We start from the raw sequence: 18,623 nt of genomic DNA on the forward strand, positions 1-18,623 counted from the left end.
CGTGCCAGGGTAGCCGCACGACTGCCGGTATCGACAGACGCAGTGCGAGTAGGCGATGAAATCCGTACGCCGATTCCAAGATCACGACGAAATCAGCAGATTCCTCGCTTGCGAACAGGGGAACGATCAGGCACAGTGGCGGCGTGGCCAACCGCGACCGGAACGCGAGTGTTCCCCTCGACGCCGCCTCCAAGGCGATCATCGAGCAGCTCCAGGAGGACGGACGCCGCCCGTACGCCGCCATCGGCAAGGCCGTCGGCCTGTCCGAGGCGGCCGTGCGTCAGCGCGTCCAGAAACTGCTCGACCAGGGCGTGATGCAGATCGTCGCCGTCACGGACCCGCTCACCGTCGGCTTCACCCGCCAGGCGATGGTCGGCATCCGGGTCGAGGGCGACATCGAGCCCGTCGCCGACGCGCTGGCCGCCCTCGACGAGGTCGACTACGTGGTCTGCACCGCAGGCTCGTTCGACCTCCTGGCCGAACTGGTCTGCGAGGACGACGAGCACCTGCTCGAAATGATCAACAAGCGCATCCGCGCGCTTCCCGGCGTGCGGAGCACCGAGAGCTTCGTCTACCTGAAGCTCCGGAAACAGACCTACACCTGGGGCACCCGATGACAGCCGACCCGGCGCAGAAGGACCTTTCCAAGACCGCCTACGACCACCTGTGGATGCACTTCACCCGCATGTCGTCGTACGAGAACTCCCCCGTGCCGACGATCGTCAAGGGCGAAGGCACCTACGTCTGGGACGACAAGGGGCGCAAGTACCTCGACGGCCTCGCCGGCCTGTTCGTCGTCCAGGCCGGCCACGGCCGCGAGGAGCTGGCCGAGGCCGCCGCCAAGCAGGCCAAGGAGCTCGCCTTCTTCCCGGTGTGGAGCTACGCCCACCCGAAGGCCATCGAGCTGGCCGAGCGCCTGGCCAACTACGCCCCGGGCGACCTGAACAAGGTCTTCTTCTCCACCGGTGGCGGCGAGGCCGTCGAGACCGCCTGGAAGCTCGCCAAGCAGTACTTCAAGCTGACCGGCAAGCCGACCAAGTACAAGGTCATCTCGCGCGCCGTCGCCTACCACGGCACCCCGCAGGGCGCCCTGTCGATCACCGGCCTGCCGGGCCTGAAGGCCCCGTTCGAGCCGCTGGTGCCCGGCACCCACAAGGCCCCGAACACCAACATCTACCGCGCCCCGGCCTTCCTCGAAGGCCCGGACGGCACGGTCGACCCCGAGGCCTACGGCCGCTGGTGCGCCGACGAGATCGAGGTGGCCATCCTCAACGAGGGCGCCGAGACCGTCGCCGCCGTCTTCGTCGAGCCGGTGCAGAACGCCGGTGGCTGCTTCCCGCCGCCGCCCGGGTACTTCCAGCGCCTGCGCGAGATCTGCGACCGCCACGACGTGCTGCTGGTCTCGGACGAGGTCATCTGCGCCTTCGGCCGCCTGGGCACCATGTTCGGCGCCGACAAGTTCGGCTACCAGCCCGACATGATCACCTGCGCCAAGGGCATGACCTCGGGCTACTCCCCGATCGGTGCCACGATCATCTCGGACCGCCTCGCCGAGCCGTTCTACAAGGGCGACAACACCTTCCTGCACGGCTACACCTTCGGCGGCCACCCGGTCTCCTCCGCGGTGGCGCTGGCCAACCTCGACATCTTCGAGCGCGAGGGCCTGAACCAGCACGTCCTCGACAACGAGGCCGCGTTCCTGGGCACCCTGGACAAGCTGCGCGACCTGCCGATCGTCGGCGACGTCCGCGGCAACGGGTACTTCTACGGCATCGAGCTGGTGAAGGACAAGGTCACCAAGGAGTCGTTCAACGACGAAGAGGTCGAGCGCGTCCTCTACGGCTTCCTCTCCAAGGCCCTGTTCGACAACGGCCTGTACTGCCGCGCCGACGACCGTGGCGACCCGGTCATCCAGCTGGCCCCGCCGCTGATCTCCAACCAGTCGACCTTCGACGAGATCGAGCAGATCCTGCGGACCAGCCTCACCGACGCGTGGGCGAAGATCTGACCTCCTGATCCTCCTTTCCCACCCTCCGCCGCAGGGCGGTCCCACTCCCCGGGACCGCCCTGCGGCGTTTTCCGACCCTGTTGACCGATCAAACATGCCTGATTGCGGGTGATTTGCCCGCGATGGACCAGAGCGCCGCAACCGCACCCGGTCCCAGTCGTTCTAATCTGACGACTGTCATATCCCTGCGGCCACCCAGGATGGAACCTCATGTCAGCGGCACCGCCTGACAACGACGTGCTGTGGGCCCGGGGGATCGTCAAGTCCCATCACGGCACCCCCGCCCTGCGCGGCATCTCGATCGGCGTCCGCGAGGGCGAAGTGCTCGCCGTCACCGGCCCGCGCGGCTCCGGCAAGAGCACCCTCCTCGGATGCCTCTCCGCCCACCACACCGTCGACGAGGGCGAGGTCTGGTTCAACAGCGCGCCCGTCCACACCCTCGGCCGGGCCGGACGCGAGCGGCTGCGCCGCGACCGCTTCGGCTTCGTCGGCTCCGAACCCCACCTGGTGCCCGAACTGACCGCCCGGGAGAACGTCGCCCTGCCGCTGCTGCTCGCCGGCGCCGGCAACAAGGCCGCCTACACCGCCGCCGACGAATGGCTGGAACGCCTCGACGTCGGCGAGGTCACCCGGCAGCGCCCCGACCGGCTGGTCCAGAGCCAGCGCCAGCGGATCGCCGTCGCCCGCGCCCTCGCCCCGCTGCCGCCCGTCGTCTTCGCCGACGACCCCACCGCCCCGCTCCACCGCGAGGCCGCCGACCAGGTCCTGCGGATACTGACCAGCGCGGCCCGCTCGCACCAGCTCACCCTCGTCCTGGCCACTCACGACCCCGAGCTCGTCCGGTTCGCGGACCGCGCCGTCGCCCTCGTCGACGGACGGCTCACCGCCCCCGCCGCCCCCGTCCCGCGCGGCCCCGCCGCCCCTTGGACGGCCGGCGGGTCCGCCGTCTCGGCCACCCGCCGCTGACGACGCCGAGCCGCTGAAAGAGTCGACGTGTTCTATCTCCGTCTGGCCCGGGGCTACCGGGTGCCCGACCTCGGCCGCTGGCTGCTCACCGCACTGGCCGCCGCCGTGGTCGCCGCCTTCCTGCTGCGCTCCCTCGGCCGGGCGATGAGCGACCCGCTCGGCGGCGACGACGCGCTGGTGCGACTGCTCTGGTGCCTGCCGCCGCTCGCCGCCGTCGCCTGGTTCGCGGCCGTCGCCGCCCGCGCCGTCCCCGCCCAGCGGCCCGAACGGATCACCGGCCTGCGCGCCGCCGGAGCCGGCTCCGGCCGGATCCGCGCCCTGATCGCCGGTGAGGTCGCGCTCGCCTGCACCCTCGGCAGCGTGCTCACCCTGCTGGTCTTCCTGGTCCTGCGCAACGACATCGCCGGGCCCGCGCTCGCCCCCGACCTCGGCATGGGCGTACCGCTGCCGGCCGTCGCGCCGGTCACCCTGCTCGCCCTGGTCCCGCTCACCGCCGGGATCGCCGCCGCCTGCGCCGTCCCGCCCACCGAGACCCTGCCCGGCGGCCGCACCCGCGCCCACGGCGGCACTGACTTCGGCGCCCTGCGGATCGCCCTGCCGGTCGGGCTCGTCGTGATCGGCCTCGCCCTCGGACTCATCGCCCTGCGGCCCGGCGCCGCCGCCGACGGCCGGCCGATCCACCTGCCCGCCGGGCTCGGCAGCACCAGCACCGCCGCATTCGGCGGCTGGGCCGCCAGTGCCGTCGGGCTCGCCCTGCTCACCGGCCCGCTGCTGTCCTGGGCCGGACGGCTGCTCGCGCTCGGCCGGCCCACCCCGCTGCGGCTGCTGGCCGGCCGCGGACTCACCGCCCAGGCCCGCCGCCTCGGCCCGCCGCTGGCGGTGCTCACCCTCGCCCTCGCGCTGGTGCTCACCACCATCCGCTACTGGATCGGCACGCCCGACAGCGCCGACGCGCTGCCCGCCGTCGAGGCCTGCCTGGTGCTCGGCTGCGCGGCCGCCGCCGTGGCCGCCCGGCTGGCCGAGGTCCACACCGACCGCCGGGACGTCACCGACGCGCTGCTGCGCCTCGGCACCTCGCCCCGGCTGCTGTTCGGCGCGGTCGCGCTGCGGACCCTGGCGGTGGGCACCACGCTGCTGGTGACCGGCGGGGCGACCGCCGCGCTGGCGGCCGCCGGTCTGCGCTGACCCCCGGCTCAGCCCGCCGCGGCGAGCTGGCCGCAGGCGCCGTCGATCTCCTGGCCGCGGGTGTCGCGGACGGTCGTCGGCACCCCGTGCGACTGGAGCCGGCGGACGAACTCGCGCTCGTCCTCGGGCCGGGAGGCGGTCCACTTGGAGCCCGGCGTCGGGTTCAGCGGGATCAGGTTGACGTGCACCCGGTGGTTCTTGATCAGCCGGCCGAGCAGGTCCGCCCGCCACGCCTGGTCGTTGATGTCCTTGATCAGCGCGTACTCGATGGAGATCCGCCGACCGGACTTCTCCGCGTAGTTCCACGCGGCGTCCAGCACCTCGGCGACCTTCCAGCGGGTGTTCACCGGCACCAGCTCGTCGCGCAGCTCGTCGTCCGGGGCGTGCAGCGACAGCGCCAGGCGGCAGCTGAGGCCCTCGTCGGCCAGCCGGTTCATCGCCGGGACCAGGCCGACGGTGGACACCGTGATGCCGCGCTGGGACAGGCCGAAGCCGTCCGGCGCCGGGTCGGTCAGCCGGCGGATCGAGGCCAGCACCCGGTTGTAGTTGGCCAGCGGCTCGCCCATGCCCATGAAGACCACGTTGGACAGCCGCGCCTCGCCGCCGGGAATCTCGCCGGCCTTGAGCGCGCGCATCCCGGCGGCGATCTGCTCGACGATCTCGGCGGTGGACAGGTTGCGGGTCAGCCCGGCCTGGCCGGTCGCGCAGAACGGACAGTTCATGCCGCAACCCGCCTGCGAGCTGATGCACATGGTGACCCGGTCCGGGTAGCGCATCAGCACCGACTCGACGAGCGTGCCGTCGAAGAGCTTCCAGAGCGTCTTGCGGGTGGTGTCGTCGTCGCAGGAGACGTGTCGCACCACCGACATCAGCTCGGGCAGCAGGCTCCCGGTGAGCTTCTCCCGGCTGGCGGCGGGGATGTCCGTCCACTCCGCCGGGTCGTTCGACATCCGGCCGAAGTAGTGGTTGGAGAGCTGCTTGGCGCGGAACGGCTGCTCGCCCAGCTCGGCGACGGCCTCCTTGCGCTCGGCGGGGCTCAGGTCGGCGAGGTGTCGCGGGGGCTTGGCGCCGCGCGGCGCGACAAAGGTGAGTTCTCCGGGCTTAGGCATGGTTCATCCAGTGTCGCAGACGCCAGACGCAGGCCAGGACGTGCGAGGGCCCCGGACGCGCAGGCGTCCGGGGCCCTTCCGCCGCTCGCGGCCGGAGGCGGGGTCTAACTGCCGACGAAGGCCGCCAGCAGCAGCCAGACCACCGGGGCGGTCGGCAGGAGCGAGTCCAGCCGGTCCATGATGCCGCCGTGGCCGGGCAGCAGCGTGCCCATGTCCTTGATGCCGAGGTCACGCTTGATCATCGACTCGCCCAGGTCGCCCAGGGTCGCGGTGACCGCCGCGCAGCCGCCCAGGATCAGGCCCTGCCACCAGCTGCCGCCGTCGATGATCAGCTCCATCAGCACGGCGCCCGCCAGCATCGACAGGCCGATGCCGCCGGCCAGGCCCTCGCGGGTCTTGCCGGGGCTGATCGTCGGGGCGAGCTTGGTCTTGCCGAACTTGTAGCCCACGGCGTAGGCACCGGTGTCGCTGCAGATCGTGACGATCAGGAACAGCACGATCCGCTGCGGGCCGTCGTCGGCCGCCAGCATCATCGCCACGAAGGTGGCCAGGAACGGCACGTAGAAGGCGGTGAACACCCCGGCCGTTATGTCCCGCAGGTAGTTCTCCGGCGGCTCGGCCATCCGCCAGACCATCACCGCCAGCCCGGTCAGCGCGAGCGAGGCCGCGGCCCACTGCACGCCGGCCCAGTAGCCGGTGGCGATCATGGCGAGGCCGCCCACGACCAGCGGGACCAACGGCGCCTTGATCTGCTTGCGCTCGGCGAGCCGGCTGGTCAGCTCCCAGACGCCGACCGACACCGCGGCCATCACGACGAACAGGAACAGCGCCTTCACCACGAACAGCGAGGCGATGATCACCACACCGAGACCGACGCCCACGCCTATCGCGGCCTGGAGGTTACGGCCACCGCGCTGCTTGCGCGGCTGCGGCTGCGGCTGCGGGGCGGACTGGGCGGCCACGGGTGTCTCCTGCCCTGGATGGGACGACGGCACGAAGTGGGGCTGCCCGGCCGCCGGGTGGCTCGACGGCGGCACGGGAGGCACCGGGGCCCCGGGGTGCGGCGGGGCGCCGCGGCCGGGGGTTGCGTCATCGGTTATCGCGCGCAGCACGACCGTCTCCGTCACACCCGGCACCGCCGCCCCGGACCGGTCGTCCCGGAACAGCGGGCCGCTCAGCCGACCGGCCTCCCGGGGCTGGCCGGCGGCGGGGCCGCCCGACCGGCCGGAGCCCGCCGGCGGGCCCTGGTCCGGCACGCCGGGGAACGGGCCGGGGCCCGCCGGTACGGGAGGCATGACCTGAGTCTCCTCCGCGTCGCCGCCCCAGTACACCGGAGGCTGCTGCGAGTGATCCGAACGGTGGCCGGGGTCACCCGGTGCGCCGCCCGGCGCACCCGGGGAGGCGGTCTGGCCGCCCGGGTGGCCGGGGTAACCCCGGACCTGCGGCGGCGCCGGGTACTCGCCGTACTCCGGCGCCGGGTGCGCCTGCTGCAGAGGAGCCTGCGGCCGGGGCTGCGGCGCCGGGCGGTAGGGCTGGAACTGCTGGTCGGACGGGCCCCAGTAGCCAGGGGCGTCAGGGGCGTCGTTCATCAGACTTCGAGCAGCTCGGCTTCCTTGTGCTTCAGCAGCTCGTCGACGGCGGCCACGTACTTGGCCGTGGTGTCGTCGAGCTCCTTCTCGGCACGGCGGCCGTCGTCCTCGCCGACCTCGCCGTCCTTGACCAGCTTGTCGATGGCGTCCTTGGCCTTGCGGCGCACCGCGCGGATCGAGACCTTCGCGTCCTCGCCCTTGCCCCGGGCCACCTTGATGAACTCCCGGCGGCGCTCCTCGGTCAGCTCGGGCAGCACCACCCGGATGAGGGAGCCGTCATTGGACGGGTTGACGCCCAGGTCGGAGTCGCGGATCGCCTGCTCGATCGCCTTCAGCGCGGTCTTGTCGAACGGCGAGACGACCGCCATCCGGGGCTCCGGCACCGAGAACGAAGCCAGCTGGTTGATCGGCGTCACGGTGCCGTAGTACTCGGCGACGATCTTGGCGAACATCGCCGGGTGGGCACGGCCGGTGCGGATGGCGGCGAAGTCGTCCTTGGCGACGGCGACGGCCTTCTCCATCTTCTCCTCGGCTTCGAGGAGGGTCTCTTCGATCACTGTGATCTCCCTGTCCGGTTCATCTGCGATTGTCCCGACCGGTGTCGGCGTCGAGGCCGGTCACGGCGACGGCGCCGTCCCGTACGGCTGATTGCTGCTCAGGCCCGGACAGAATCCTGGCTGATGAGTGTGCCGATCTTCTCACTCTTCACCGCGCGCGCGATATTGCCCTCCGCCAGCAGCTCGAAGACCAGCATCGGGAGGTTGTTGTCCTTGCACAGCGTGATCGCGGTGAGGTCGGCGACCTTGAGGTCGCGCGCGATGACCTCGGAGTACTCCAGCGCGTCGAACTTCACCGCGTCCGGGTTGGTCCGGGGGTCGGAGTCGTAGACGCCGTCCACGCCGTTCTTGCCCATCAGCAGGACGTCGGCGTGGATCTCCAGGGCCCGCTGGACGGCGGTGGTGTCGGTCGAGAAGTACGGCATGCCCATACCGGCGCCGAAGATCACCACCCGGCCCTTCTCCAGGTGCCGGACGGCCCGCAGCGGCAGGTACGGCTCGGCGACCTGGCCCATGGTGATCGCGGTCTGGACCCGGGTCTCGATGCCCTCCTTGACCAGGAAGTCCTGCAGCGCCAGGCAGTTCATCACGGTGCCGAGCATGCCCATGTAGTCGGACCGCGCCCGGTCCATGCCGCGGACCTGCAGCTCGGCGCCACGGAAGAAGTTGCCGCCGCCGATGACCACCGCGACCTCGGTACCGGCACGGACGACGGTGGCGATCTCCCGGGCGATCGCGTGCACGACGTCCGGGTCGACGCCGAGTCCGCCACCACCGGCGAAGGCTTCACCGGACAGCTTGAGCAGCACCCGGCGGCGCGAGCCGGCCTTGGGGTCCTGCGCGGTCTCCTGCGTCTCCTGCATGGACTTCTCCTTTTTGCACCTACTGGCTCACAGGCGCGGGTGTGCGGATGCCCGGCCTGCGCGTACGCGAGAGGAGGCCACTGCCGCGGGAACCGGTTCGGTGTCCTGCACGGCAATGGCCTCCTCGTCGTTCATGGTGCCGACGCGGCCCGCCCGTGGACGGCTGGCACTGGGTGAGCCCGTTCGGCGTTCCGCCCGCCCTGGTCAACGGGCGGGGGCGGTTCCCAGCGTAAGGGTGCCGGGGACCAGGTGGAACGTGGCTCAGGCGCCGACGCGGAAGCGGGCGAAGCGCTTGAGGGCGACGCCGTTCTCCTCGAGGACCTTGGCGACGGTCTTCTTGTTGTCCTTCGCGAAGGCCTGCTCCAGGACGGAGTTCTCCTTGACGAAGCCGGTGACGCGGCCCTCGACGATCTTCGGCAGGGCGGCCTCGGGCTTGCCCTCCTCGCGGGCGGTGGCCTCGGCGACGCGACGCTCGTTCTCGAGGTCCTCGGCCGGGATGTCCTCGCGGGACAGGAACTTCGGCGCGAACGCGGCGATGTGCTGCGCGACGTCCTTCGCGACCTCGGCGTTCTCCTTGTCCAGCTCGACCAGGACGCCGACGGCCGGCGGCAGGTCGGGGCTGGTCTTGTGCAGGTAGACCGCGACGAAGCCGTCACCGTCGAACTGGGCGAAGCGACGGAAGACGATCTTCTCGCCCAGGGTCGCGTTGGCCTCGTCGACGAACTGCTGGACGGTCTTGCCGGCCTCGATCTCGGACGCCAGAGCGGCGTCCAGGTCGGCCGGGGCGGTCTTGGCCACGTGAGCCGCGATCGCGTCGGCGACCTTGACGAAGTTGTCACCCTTGGCGACGAAGTCGGTCTCGCAGTTCAGCTCGACCAGAACGCCGGACGTCTTGTCCTCGGCGATCAGCGCGGCGACGGCGCCGTTGGAGGCGTCACGGCCCTCGCGCTTGGCAACGCCCTTCTGGCCCTTGATGCGCAGGAGCTCGACGGCCTTCTCGACGTTGCCCTCGGCCTCGTCCAGGGCCTTCTTGCAGTCCATCATGCCGGCGCCGGTGAGCTCACGGAGCTTCTTGACGTCCGCGGCGGTGAAGTTCGCCATGGTGTGAATCTCTTCTCGCGTCTCGCGTGTCTGCGTGGGGAGACGCCGGGACCGATGGTTCGGTCCCGGCGCGGGAGAGAGGGGCACCTACCGGTGTCGCACCGGCGGGTGCCCCTCACCCTTGGTACGTCAGGCCTGCTCGGCCGGCGCCTCGGTGGCCGGGGCCTCGGCGGCGGGCGCCTCGGCAGCGGGGGCCTCCTCGGCCGGAGCCTCGGCAGCGGGGGCCTCGGCAGCGGGGGCCTCGGCGGCGGCGGGGGCCTCCTCGGCCTTCTTCTCGCCCTCGATGAGGTCCTTCTCCCAGTCGGCCAGCGGCTGGTCGGCGCCCGGCTCGGCCTTGACGTCGCCCTTGGCGACACCGGCGCGGGACTTCAGACCCTCGGCCACGGCGTCGGCGATCACGCGGGTCAGCAGGGTGACGGAGCGGATCGCGTCATCGTTGCCCGGGATCTTGTAGTCGACCTCGTCGGGGTCACAGTTGGTGTCGAGGATGGCGACGACCGGGATGTTGAGCTTCCGGGCCTCGCCGACCGCGATGTGCTCCTTCTTGGTGTCCACGATCCACACGGCGCTGGGAACGCGCTGCATGTCGCGGATACCGCCGAGGGTCTTCTCCAGCTTGTCGTGCTCGCGCTGGAGGACCAGGAGCTCCTTCTTGGTGAGGCCGGAACCGGCCACGTCCGCGAAGTCCAGCTCGCCGAGCTCCTTCAGGCGCTGCAGGCGCTTGTAGACGGTCGAGAAGTTGGTCAGCATGCCGCCGAGCCAGCGCTGGTTCACGTAGGGCATGCCCACGCGGGTGGCCTGCTCGGCGATGGCCTCCTGGGCCTGCTTCTTCGTGCCGACGAAGAGGACGCTGCCGCCGTGGGCAACGGTCTCCTTGATGAACTCGAAGGCGCGGTCGATGTAGTTCAGCGACTGCAGGAGGTCGATGATGTAGATGCCGTTGCGCTCGGTGATGATGAAGCGCTTCATCTTCGGGTTCCAACGGCGGGTCTGGTGACCGAAGTGGACGCCGCTCTCCAGCAGCTCCCGCATCGTGACGACGGCCATGGCCGTGCTCCTCAGGTGTTACGGCCCGGCGGTCGCGCAACGGACGGCGGGTTCGCGCGGTGGCGCTCCCCGCTCGCGCGGTGCGTCCGGCCGGGTCAGGCTCGGTTTGTCCGTGGCAGCCAGGTGACAGCCACGCCTGACGCCCCGAACGTGCCGAGCCGCTTGAACCCGCACGGTCCGGAGACCAGGCGGGCTCGGCGGACCGAGCGGCACTCGCACCTGGCGGGGGCAGCGGCCGGGCCGCGTCCGTCCACCGGTGGCGGGGCGTGCGAAGTCGACCCGGCGGACCGGGTCGCGTGTGAAGTGTACGGGAAGCGCCGCGGGGCGGGCGACTCCGCGGCTGGCGGGGGCCCTCAGCGGGCGGGTCCACGGTGGCGGGAGCCGGGCGGAGGCGGGACGGGAGCGGGGCGGAGGCGGGGCGGGAGCGGGGCGGCCGGGCCGCGGGGCAGGGGTGCGGAGCGCGGGGCGGCCGAGCCGTGGAAGCGTCGCGGCTACGCCGCTTGTACACCGGATGGCGGCATCCGTACACCCGTTGGAGGGGTGGGGTCAGGCCACGAGGGCGGTTTGTCCACAGGAGTCCGGAAGTGGGTGGTGCCGGGGCGGCGGCGCAGCGAGCCTCGGGGCATGACTGCTCGCGCCGGGTGCCCGGTTCCGTCCGCCGCTGGCCCGGCCTGGTTGGGGGCGGGCTCGTTGGGGGCGGGCCGGTTGGGGGCGGGCCGGTTGGGGGCGGGCCGGTTGGGGCCGGGCTCGTACGGTGTGCTGCGGGGGCTGATCGCCGTACTGGTGGCCCTGGTGCTGCTGGTCTCGGGCAGTGCGGCGCGGGGCGCCGCACCCAGCGGGGGCGTCGGCCCAGGTCCGGACAGGAGTGCTGGAAGTACTGGCGGGGGTGCTGACGAGGGCGGCGAGGCCGGCCGGACCGGTTCGGGTGGCGCGCGGGCCTGGCCGGTGGGCGGGCCCGGCGGGGTGCTCGGGCGGTTCCAGCCACCGGCCACGCCCTGGGCCGCCGGACACCGAGGAGTGGACCTCGCCGCCGCGCCCGGGGCGGAGGTGCGGGCGGCTGCCGCCGGGGTGGTCACGTTCTCCGGGCTGGTGGCGGGGCGTCCGGTGGTGACCGTCACCCACCCCGGCTCGGGATCTCCCCCCTTGCGGACCACCTACCTGCCCGTCGCCGGCACCGCCCCGGTCGGCACCGAGGTATCCGCCGGGCAGGTGATCGGGCGGCTCGCCCCCGACGGACGACACTGCCCCACGCGGGACTGCCTGCACTGGGGGCTGCTGCGCGGCGGGCGCTACCTCGACCCGCTGGCCCTGTTCGGCGCGGGAGCGGCGCGGCTGCTGCCGTTGGGCGGCGCTGGGTGACCTGAGGAACCGGACGAAGCAGCTGAACCGGGCCGGTTGGCGTGGCGGCTCAGGCTCGGGCTCGGTCGAGGCCGTGCAGGGCCATGGCCACAGCGGCGTCCGCGATCAGCTCGGGGCGCTCGGCCGCCGCGCACCCGGCGCGGTCCCCGGCGGCCACGTGCTCGGCCCGGCGCACGGCGGCCTCCACGACACCCTGGAGCAGCGCCGCGGCGAGCCGGGGCTGCGTGTGCCCGAGATCCTCCAGGGCCTGGACGACCAGGCCGACCAGCTTGCCGTGCGCCGCCCGGATGCGCTCGCGCGCGGCCTCGTCGAGTTCGAGCGCGGAGATCGCCACCACCGCCCGGTGGCGCGGGTCGGCGGCCAACGCCAGCTGGCCACGGACGTACGCCTCGATCCGGTCGGCCGCGCTGTCGCAGCTCTCCATCCCGGCCTCGATCTCGGCCGCCCAGAGCGGGAAGTCCACCTCGCAGAGCGCCTCGACCACGGCGGCCCTGGAGCGGAAGTACTCGTAGACCGAGGAGCGCGCCAGGGCGGTGCGCGCAGCGAGCGCGGGGAAGGTCAGCGCCTCCATCCCGCCCTCCGTGAGCAGGGTGCGGGCAGCGTCAAGGAGGGCTGCCCGCTGCAGCTGGCGATGCTCGGCCACCGTGGCCGCTCGGATCTTCGGCACGCTCCCACTGTACGGAGCCCTACCTGCGGCCGGTACGGCGCCGCGTATTTGGGCAGGGAGCACGGGTGTGCGGGCGTGCGGCGAGGCGTGCGAGCGGGCGCGCGAACCGGGGATTCGGCCCGGGGATTCGGCCCGGGGTTACGGCCAGGCGCGTGCGGCCCGGGGATGCGGCCGGGCATGTGCCGCCCGGGGATGCGGTCGGGGTCACGGCCCGGAGGCTGCCCGGGCCGGGCGGTCGGTCCCGGCCCGCGCTACCGGATGTCCGATAGCTTCGCGCGCAGTTGGAGGACGGACTTGGTGTGGATCTGGCTCACCCGGCTCTCCGTCACCCCCAGCACCTGACCGATCTCGGCGAGGGTGAGGCCCTCGTAGTAGTAGAGCGTCACCACGGTCTTCTCCCGCTCGGGGAGGGTGTTGACCGCCTGGGCCAGCAGCCTGCGCAGCTCACGATCCTCGGCCACCTCGACCGGGTTGTCGGCACCGTGGTCCACCAGGGTGTCCATCAGGCTCAGCCGGTCGCCGCCCTCCCCCACCGGGTGCAGCAGTTCGTCCAGGGCCACCACGTTGGCCAGGGACAGCTGGCTGAAGATCGCGTGCAGATCCTCGATCGCGATGCCCATCTCGGCCGCGACCTCGGGCTCGTGCGGCGTCCGGCGCAGCCGGGCCTCCAACGTCGCGTACGTCCGCTCGACGGCCTTCGCCTTCTGCCGCACCGAGCGCGGGATCCAGTCCAGGGCGCGCAGTTCGTCGATGATCGCGCCGCGGATGCGGCTGATCGCGTAGGTCTCGAACTTGATGGCACGGCCGATGTCGAACTTCTCGATCGCGTCGATCAGCCCGAAGACCCCCGAGGAGACGAAGTCGGCCTGCTCGACGTTGGAGGGCAGGCCGACCCCGACCCGCCCCGCCACGTACTTGACGAGCGGCGAGTAGTGCAGGATCAACTGCTCGCGCAACCGCTGGTCGCCGGTCTCCTTGTAGGAACGCCAGAGCTCTTCGAGCGCGGTGCGCCCCTGGGCCCCGGAGCCCTGACCACCCGGTCCCGGCCCCGGCCCCTGCTCCGGGCCGGGCGGGGAGGTGGCGTCCGGTGGCAGGGCACCCGCGGCGATCGGGCGGGGTGAGCCGTCGCCGGTGGCGGCGCCGGCCGCGTCGGCGGGCTGGCCCGGCACCGCCGTCGGTCGGCCGCCCTGGCGCGACAGGCCTCCCATCGTCCCCGTCGCCTTGGGCGGGAACTCAGTCACGGGGCGCCGCTCGGTCCGCGGCCCTCCCGAGGACCGGGCGCCACCGGTCACTCTGTGTCCGGGAATGTGTGTGGGCATGCGTTGGTCTGCGCCGTTCTGCCGAGTCATGTGCTGATAGGGAAGGCATGTGGAGCGTAGCGTGACCGACTCACTGCAATGCGCTACCGCCACTCGGTCGTCCCCCGATCCGGTGGCGTTCGTGTCACCGGATCCGGGCACGCGAGCGGACGAACTGGATCGGCAGGTCAGCCGGGCGATTCCGACACGCCATCCCACGGAGCGGATGTGCGCTTCGTTCCGACCGTCACCTCCTCCGCACCAGGCGCCAGTGCGCACCGTGCCGCTCGACGTAGCCGAGCGAGCCCAACTCGTAGAGCCGCTGCAGCACTTCGTCCGGAGGGAGTCCGGACTGCCGGGCCAGCCGCTCGACCGGCGCGCCCTCCGCCGTCGCCGGGACGGCCTCCAGCACCCTGGCTACCGCCGGCTCCAGCAGGTCCCGGGGCAGGACCGGGCCGCTGCGCTGCGGCGTCAGGTCGTCCCCGATCGCCCCGATCAGTTCGGCGATCTCGGCGGAGTCGGTGACCAGCGTGGCGCCGCCGCTGCGGATCAGGGCGTGCACCCCGGCCGAGAGTTCCGACGTCACCGGCCCGGCGACGCCCATGGTGTGGCGGTTGAGGTCCCGCGCCCGTCTGGCCGTGCTCAGCGCCCCGCTGCGCATCGCCGCCTCGACCACCACGGTGCCCCGGGTGAGCGCCGCGATGACCCGGTTGCGGAGCACGAAGCGGAAGCGGTTCGGGTGCTCCCCGGGCGGGAGTTCACTGACCAGCAGCCCCTGGGCGCCGATCCGCCGGATCAGTTCGGCGTTCCCCTTCGGGTAGGCCACGTCGACCCCGCAGGCGAGCACCCCGATGGTCATCCCGCCGACGGCGAGCGCCCCGCGGTGGGCGGCCGCGTCGATCCCGTAGGCAGCTCCGGACACCACGACCCAACCGCGCTCGGCCAGTTGGGCCGACAGCTCCCCCGCGACATGGGCGCCATAGGCCGTGCAGGCCCGGGAACCGACCATCGACACCGAGCGGAGCGCGAGCAGCCGCAGCGAGCCCGTACCGGTCGTCCAGAGCCCGATCGGGCGCCCGTCGCCCAGATCGTCCAGTTGGCTGGGCCATTCCGTGTCCCCCGGAATGATGAAGCGTCCACCGACGGCTCGCACCCGTTCCAGGTCCTCGGCCGGGTCCAGACCGGGGAGTCTCGCCTGGTAGCCGGCGAGCCGGGGCCCGTCCAGCCCGGGGTGCGCGGGCACCGTCCCGTCGCGGATCGCCCGGACGGCGTCGACGGCGGAGAGCTGACCGAGCCATCGGCCGATCACCGCGTCCCCGGGCTCGCTCAACCGGCTGAGCACGACGCGGGCGAGGCGCTCCGGATCGGGCCCGGCCCCGGCCTCCGCCCCGCCGGAAGGTTGAAGGTGCGCCTTCATCGGGTTCATGCCTCACCGTCCTCGTTCGCCGGATGCCGGTCGCGTTTCCCGAACTGCCTGGCGGAGCCGGACCGGGTGGATTGGCCGGGGGCATCGGGGCGGTCCGGCTGATCAGGGTGACCAGGGTGATCAGGACAGCCGGGGTGATCGGGGTGATCGGGCTTCTCGAACCGACCCAACCGGCCCTGTCCTTCGGGCGGTTCGTCGACCGGGCCGCTGCGCTGGGCCGGGATGCCACCGAGCTGGCCGTAGACCCGCTCGGCCCGCGGCAGCCCCTGCTCGACGCCGGTACGCAGGACCAGTGCGGTGCGTACGTCCCGCTGGTCCGGCCGGTCGCGACCGGCGAGGTCGGCGACCGTCCAAGCGACCCGGAGCACCCGGTCCAGACCGCGAGCGGTCAGCAGTCCCCGCTCCAACTGGCGTGCGACATCGTTCAGTGCGCCGGGGGCGAGCTGCCAGCGGGTCCGCAGTTCATGGCCCGGGACTTCCGCGTTGGTCCGCCACGGGGTGTTCGCCAGCCGGGCCGCCGCCCGTTCCCGCGCGGCCAGCACCCGGGCCGCGACGGTCTCGGTGTTCTCCGCCGTGACGTCCCGCTCCATGAGTTCGATCCTCGTCACCGGGTTGACCTGGACCTGGAGGTCGACCCGGTCCAGCAACGGCCCTGAGAGCCTCCCCTGGTAGCGGCTGACCATCGCAGGAGTGCACTCGCACCCCTCGCCCCGCCGTGAGTGCCGACCGCACGGACAGGGGTTGGCGGCCAGGCAGAGCAGGAACCTGGCCGGGAGCCGGAGTGAGCCGGCCGAGCGGGCGATCAGCACCTCGCCCGACTCCAGCGGCTGGCGCAGTGAGTCGAGTACCCGGACCGGGAACTCCGGCGCCTCGTCCAGGAACAGCACGCCCCGGTGGGCCAGCGAGACCGCCCCCGGTCTCGGCAGACCGCTGCCGCCGCCGACGATCGCCGGCATCGTCGTGGAGTGGTGCGGGGCGCAGTACGGCGCCGTGTCGATGAGCGGGCGCCCGGCCGGGAGCAGCCCGGCCACCGAGTGCACGGCGGTGACCTCCAGAGCCTCCTTCTGGGTCAGCGGCGGGAGCAGCGAGGGCAACCGCTCCGCCAACATCGTCTTGCCCGCACCCGGCGGGCCCTTGAGGTACAGGTGGTGTCCGCCGGCAGCGGCGATCTCCAGGGCACGCCGGGCCTCGTACTGCCCGGCCACGTCGGCCAGGTCGAGGCGCGCCGCCTTGTCGTCGGCCAGTCCCCGGACGCCGGCGCTGGGCAGCATCAGGCCGGCCATCAGCGGATCCGGTCGGCCTCCGATCGGGTCGGGCGGTTCCTCCGGCGCGGGCGCGCCGGTCAGGACGGCGACCAGCTGCCGCAGGCTGCGGACGCCGGTCACGGTCACCCCGGGGACGAGCGAGGCCTCGGGCGCGGTCTGCTCCGCGACCACGACCCGCCGGTATCCCGCGTCGGCCGCGGCGAGCACCGACGGCAGCACCCCCCGGACCGGCCGCACCCGACCGTCCAGCCCCAGTTCGCCGATGATGAGCAGCTCGGCGATGGACGACGGGTCGAGCCGCTCGGCCGCGGCCAGCACGGCGCAGGCCACCGCGAGGTCGAAGCCACTGCCGCTCTTGGGCACCGAGGCCGGGCTGAGCCCGACGGTCAGCTTGCGCTGCGGCCAGGCCTCACCGCTGTTGACCACGGCCGCGCGCACCCGGTCGCGGGCCTCGGACAGTGCCTTGTCGGGCAGGCCGACCAGGGCGAACGCGGCCACCCCGGGCTCCAGATCGGCCTGGACCTCGACGATCACTCCGTCGACGCCGACCAGCGCGACGGAACAGGTACGGGCGAAGGCCATCTCAGACCACCCCCCGCAGGTGGTCGACCAGGGCCGCACCCCGGGCCCGGTTGACCACGGCCACCAGGTCGATCCGCACGCCCCCGGGCGGAGCGGGCGGCCAGTGCGGGTCCGTCGGCCCGGGGTCGTACCCGGGACCGGCCAGCCGCGCGAAGTGGCCGGGCCAGCGTTCGGCCATCCAGCGCTCCGCCAGGCGTTGCAGCCGGGCGGCCTTGGCCTGGCCGATGGCCTCGCTGGGTTGTTGGAAGCCCCGCTCGGAGCGGGTCTTCACCTCGCAGACCGCCACGGTGTCGCCGTCGAGGGCGACGATGTCCAGCTCACCCTCGACACAGCGCCAGTTGCGGTCCAGGATGCGGAGCCCGGCCTCCGTGAGACGGCGGGCGGCGACCCGCTCGCCGTAGCGGCCGAGCCCGTTGTTGTTGGTACTGCGGCCGCCGGCACTGCGGCCCGGGCCCGGCCCGGCGCCGTCCCGCGTGCCGTCGCGCACGGCTCCGGCCGCTCCGGCCGGGTCCAGTACGGCCGCACCCGGTACGGCCTGGTCCTTCGTGATCGTGTTCTGCACGGTGACCACCTCCGCCGTGGAGGTTGCACCGTCGCGCACGGCGGGGCCGGGAATTTCCTCTTCCCTGTGGATAACTCAGGCCTGTGGATAACTTTTGTCACCCGCAGGAGTGAGACGCCCCGATCGCGCGAAATTCCGCTGGACAACGCGGGTCCGAGCGGTCCAACGTCAGTTCCCGAAGCCGGACTCGTCCGAGGGCAGCTCCAGATCGCTCTTCGCGAGTTCCTCGATGTTCACGTCCTTGAAGGTCAGCACCCGGACCTTCCGGACGAACCGGGCCGGCCGGTACATGTCCCAGACCCACGCATCCGCCATCGACACCTCGAAGAAGACCTCGCCCTGCACCGAGTGCACCTGCAACTCGTAGTCATTGGTGAGGTAGAACCGTCGCTCGGTCTCGATCACGTACTTGAACAGGCCGACGACGTCCCGGTACTCCCGGTAGAGCTTGAGCTCCATCTCGGTCTCGTACTTCTCGAGATCTTCGGCACTCATCCAGGCGTCCCCTCAACTTGTCACGTCCACCCATTGTGGACCACCGCACCCACGCTCAGAGCCGTACCGGAGCGACCGGCGGGCCCTCGGCCAGCAGTCGCTCCAGGAAGTCCGCCAGTCCGACCGGGTAGACCGACTCGGCGGTCCCCCGCAGCTCCTCGACCGTCCACCAGCGCGCCGCGAGCAGTTGGGCGTGTTCCTCCTCGCCCATCCCCGAGTGGTCGAGCCCCGTCTCCGTGGTCCGAGCCAGGTGGAACCACTGGTCCTGCTCGTAACGCTGTCCCTGAAAGGAGAACGACACCGTGCCGTACGCCACCAAGGGCCCCAGGTCCACACCCCGCAGGCCGGTCTCCTCCGCGAGTTCCCGCGCGGCGGCCTCCCGCACGTCCTCCCCGGGTTCCAAGCCGCCCCCGGGCGTGAACCACCAGGTCTCCCCCGGCGTCGCCGGGTCGGAGCCCAGGAAGAGAAGTATGCGGTCCTGCCCGTCCAGCAGCAGGATCCGCGCCGCCCTGCGCCGTTGTGCCGTCATGGCAGCGCTCCACGC

18 protein-coding genes are annotated in these 18,623 nt (G+C 72.4%); 5 read left to right on the top strand and 13 right to left on the bottom strand.

Annotated elements, in window-relative coordinates; genetic code table 11:
- The first annotated feature begins 143 nt into the window (after positions 1-143).
- The 4 genes from ACIPLC_RS05275 (at position 144) to ACIPLC_RS05290 (ending at position 4,159) form a co-directional block, all read left to right on the top strand.
- Positions 144-617, top strand: coding sequence for an Lrp/AsnC family transcriptional regulator (locus ACIPLC_RS05275; RefSeq protein WP_030306695.1), 474 nt, complete (start codon positions 144-146; stop codon positions 615-617).
- Positions 614-2,008 (top strand): aspartate aminotransferase family protein, encoded by a 1,395-nt coding sequence (locus tag ACIPLC_RS05280; RefSeq protein WP_400471281.1) that lies wholly within the window; start codon positions 614-616, stop codon positions 2,006-2,008. Before ACIPLC_RS05275 ends, ACIPLC_RS05280 begins: the two co-directional genes overlap by 4 nt.
- A 210-nt stretch (positions 2,009-2,218) precedes the next feature.
- Complete coding sequence (locus tag ACIPLC_RS05285) at positions 2,219-2,974, top strand: ABC transporter ATP-binding protein (RefSeq protein WP_400471283.1); 756 nt, start codon at positions 2,219-2,221, stop codon at positions 2,972-2,974.
- Between the two features lie 27 nt (positions 2,975-3,001).
- Positions 3,002-4,159, top strand: a complete 1,158-nt coding sequence (locus tag ACIPLC_RS05290) for a hypothetical protein (RefSeq protein WP_400471285.1) — start codon at positions 3,002-3,004, stop codon at positions 4,157-4,159.
- An 8-nt stretch (positions 4,160-4,167) separates the two neighbouring features.
- Here the strand turns inward: ACIPLC_RS05290 and rlmN are convergent, their stop codons facing one another.
- The 6 genes from rlmN to rpsB form a co-directional block, all read right to left on the bottom strand.
- Positions 4,168-5,268 (bottom strand): 23S rRNA (adenine(2503)-C(2))-methyltransferase RlmN, encoded by a 1,101-nt coding sequence (rlmN, locus tag ACIPLC_RS05295; protein WP_400471287.1) that lies wholly within the window; start codon positions 5,266-5,268, stop codon positions 4,168-4,170.
- Positions 5,269-5,372: 104 nt separating this feature from the next.
- Positions 5,373-6,857 (bottom strand): phosphatidate cytidylyltransferase, encoded by a 1,485-nt coding sequence (locus ACIPLC_RS05300; RefSeq protein WP_400471289.1) that lies wholly within the window; start codon positions 6,855-6,857, stop codon positions 5,373-5,375.
- Positions 6,857-7,414 carry a ribosome recycling factor gene (gene frr / locus ACIPLC_RS05305; RefSeq protein WP_063347665.1) on the bottom strand — a complete coding sequence of 186 codons (558 nt, stop codon included), beginning with the start codon at positions 7,412-7,414 and terminating at the stop codon, positions 6,857-6,859. Before frr ends, ACIPLC_RS05300 begins: the two co-directional genes overlap by 1 nt.
- Before the next feature lie 98 nt (positions 7,415-7,512).
- Positions 7,513-8,277 carry a UMP kinase gene (gene pyrH, locus ACIPLC_RS05310; RefSeq protein WP_030056790.1) on the bottom strand — a complete coding sequence of 255 codons (765 nt, stop codon included), beginning with the start codon at positions 8,275-8,277 and terminating at the stop codon, positions 7,513-7,515.
- 261 nt (positions 8,278-8,538) lie between these two features.
- The gene (gene tsf / locus ACIPLC_RS05315) at positions 8,539-9,378 is read right to left on the bottom strand and encodes a translation elongation factor Ts (RefSeq protein WP_400471291.1); all 840 of its coding nucleotides are present in this window, start codon (positions 9,376-9,378) and stop codon (positions 8,539-8,541) included.
- Positions 9,379-9,507: 129 nt separating this feature from the next.
- Complete coding sequence (gene rpsB, locus ACIPLC_RS05320) at positions 9,508-10,425, bottom strand: 30S ribosomal protein S2 (RefSeq protein ID WP_400471293.1); 918 nt, start codon at positions 10,423-10,425, stop codon at positions 9,508-9,510.
- A gap of 624 nt (positions 10,426-11,049) precedes the next feature.
- On the opposite strand from rpsB, the gene ACIPLC_RS05325 reads away from it, so the two are divergent.
- Positions 11,050-11,784, top strand: a complete 735-nt coding sequence (locus ACIPLC_RS05325; RefSeq protein ID WP_400471295.1) for a M23 family metallopeptidase — start codon at positions 11,050-11,052, stop codon at positions 11,782-11,784.
- A 49-nt stretch (positions 11,785-11,833) separates the two neighbouring features.
- Here the strand turns inward: ACIPLC_RS05325 and ACIPLC_RS05330 are convergent, their stop codons facing one another.
- From ACIPLC_RS05330 to ACIPLC_RS05360, 7 genes are all read right to left on the bottom strand, one after another.
- A complete protein-coding gene (locus ACIPLC_RS05330; RefSeq protein WP_400471768.1) occupies positions 11,834-12,427 on the bottom strand; it encodes a TetR/AcrR family transcriptional regulator in 594 nt (197 codons plus the stop codon).
- 275 nt (positions 12,428-12,702) lie between these two features.
- Entirely contained in the window at positions 12,703-13,692 is a 990-nt protein-coding gene (gene whiG, locus ACIPLC_RS05335) for an RNA polymerase sigma factor WhiG (RefSeq protein ID WP_400471297.1), read from the bottom strand.
- 304 nt (positions 13,693-13,996) lie between these two features.
- The gene (gene dprA / locus ACIPLC_RS05340) at positions 13,997-15,166 is read right to left on the bottom strand and encodes a DNA-processing protein DprA (protein WP_400471770.1); all 1,170 of its coding nucleotides are present in this window, start codon (positions 15,164-15,166) and stop codon (positions 13,997-13,999) included.
- A 5-nt stretch (positions 15,167-15,171) separates the two neighbouring features.
- Complete coding sequence (locus ACIPLC_RS05345; RefSeq protein WP_400471299.1) at positions 15,172-17,022, bottom strand: YifB family Mg chelatase-like AAA ATPase; 1,851 nt, start codon at positions 17,020-17,022, stop codon at positions 15,172-15,174.
- Position 17,023: 1 nt separating this feature from the next.
- Positions 17,024-17,509 (bottom strand): YraN family protein, encoded by a 486-nt coding sequence (locus ACIPLC_RS05350; RefSeq protein WP_400471772.1) that lies wholly within the window; start codon positions 17,507-17,509, stop codon positions 17,024-17,026.
- A gap of 243 nt (positions 17,510-17,752) precedes the next feature.
- Positions 17,753-18,079: a DUF2469 domain-containing protein gene (locus ACIPLC_RS05355; protein WP_030056781.1), complete on the bottom strand. Its 327-nt coding sequence runs from the start codon at positions 18,077-18,079 to the stop codon at positions 17,753-17,755.
- 55 nt (positions 18,080-18,134) lie between these two features.
- A complete protein-coding gene (locus ACIPLC_RS05360) occupies positions 18,135-18,608 on the bottom strand; it encodes an NUDIX hydrolase (protein WP_400471301.1) in 474 nt (157 codons plus the stop codon).
- Positions 18,609-18,623: the final 15 nt, after the last annotated feature.

It is taken from the genome of Kitasatospora sp. NPDC086801, from assembly GCF_044745805.1.
Taxonomy (GTDB): Bacteria; Actinomycetota; Actinomycetes; order Streptomycetales; family Streptomycetaceae; genus Kitasatospora.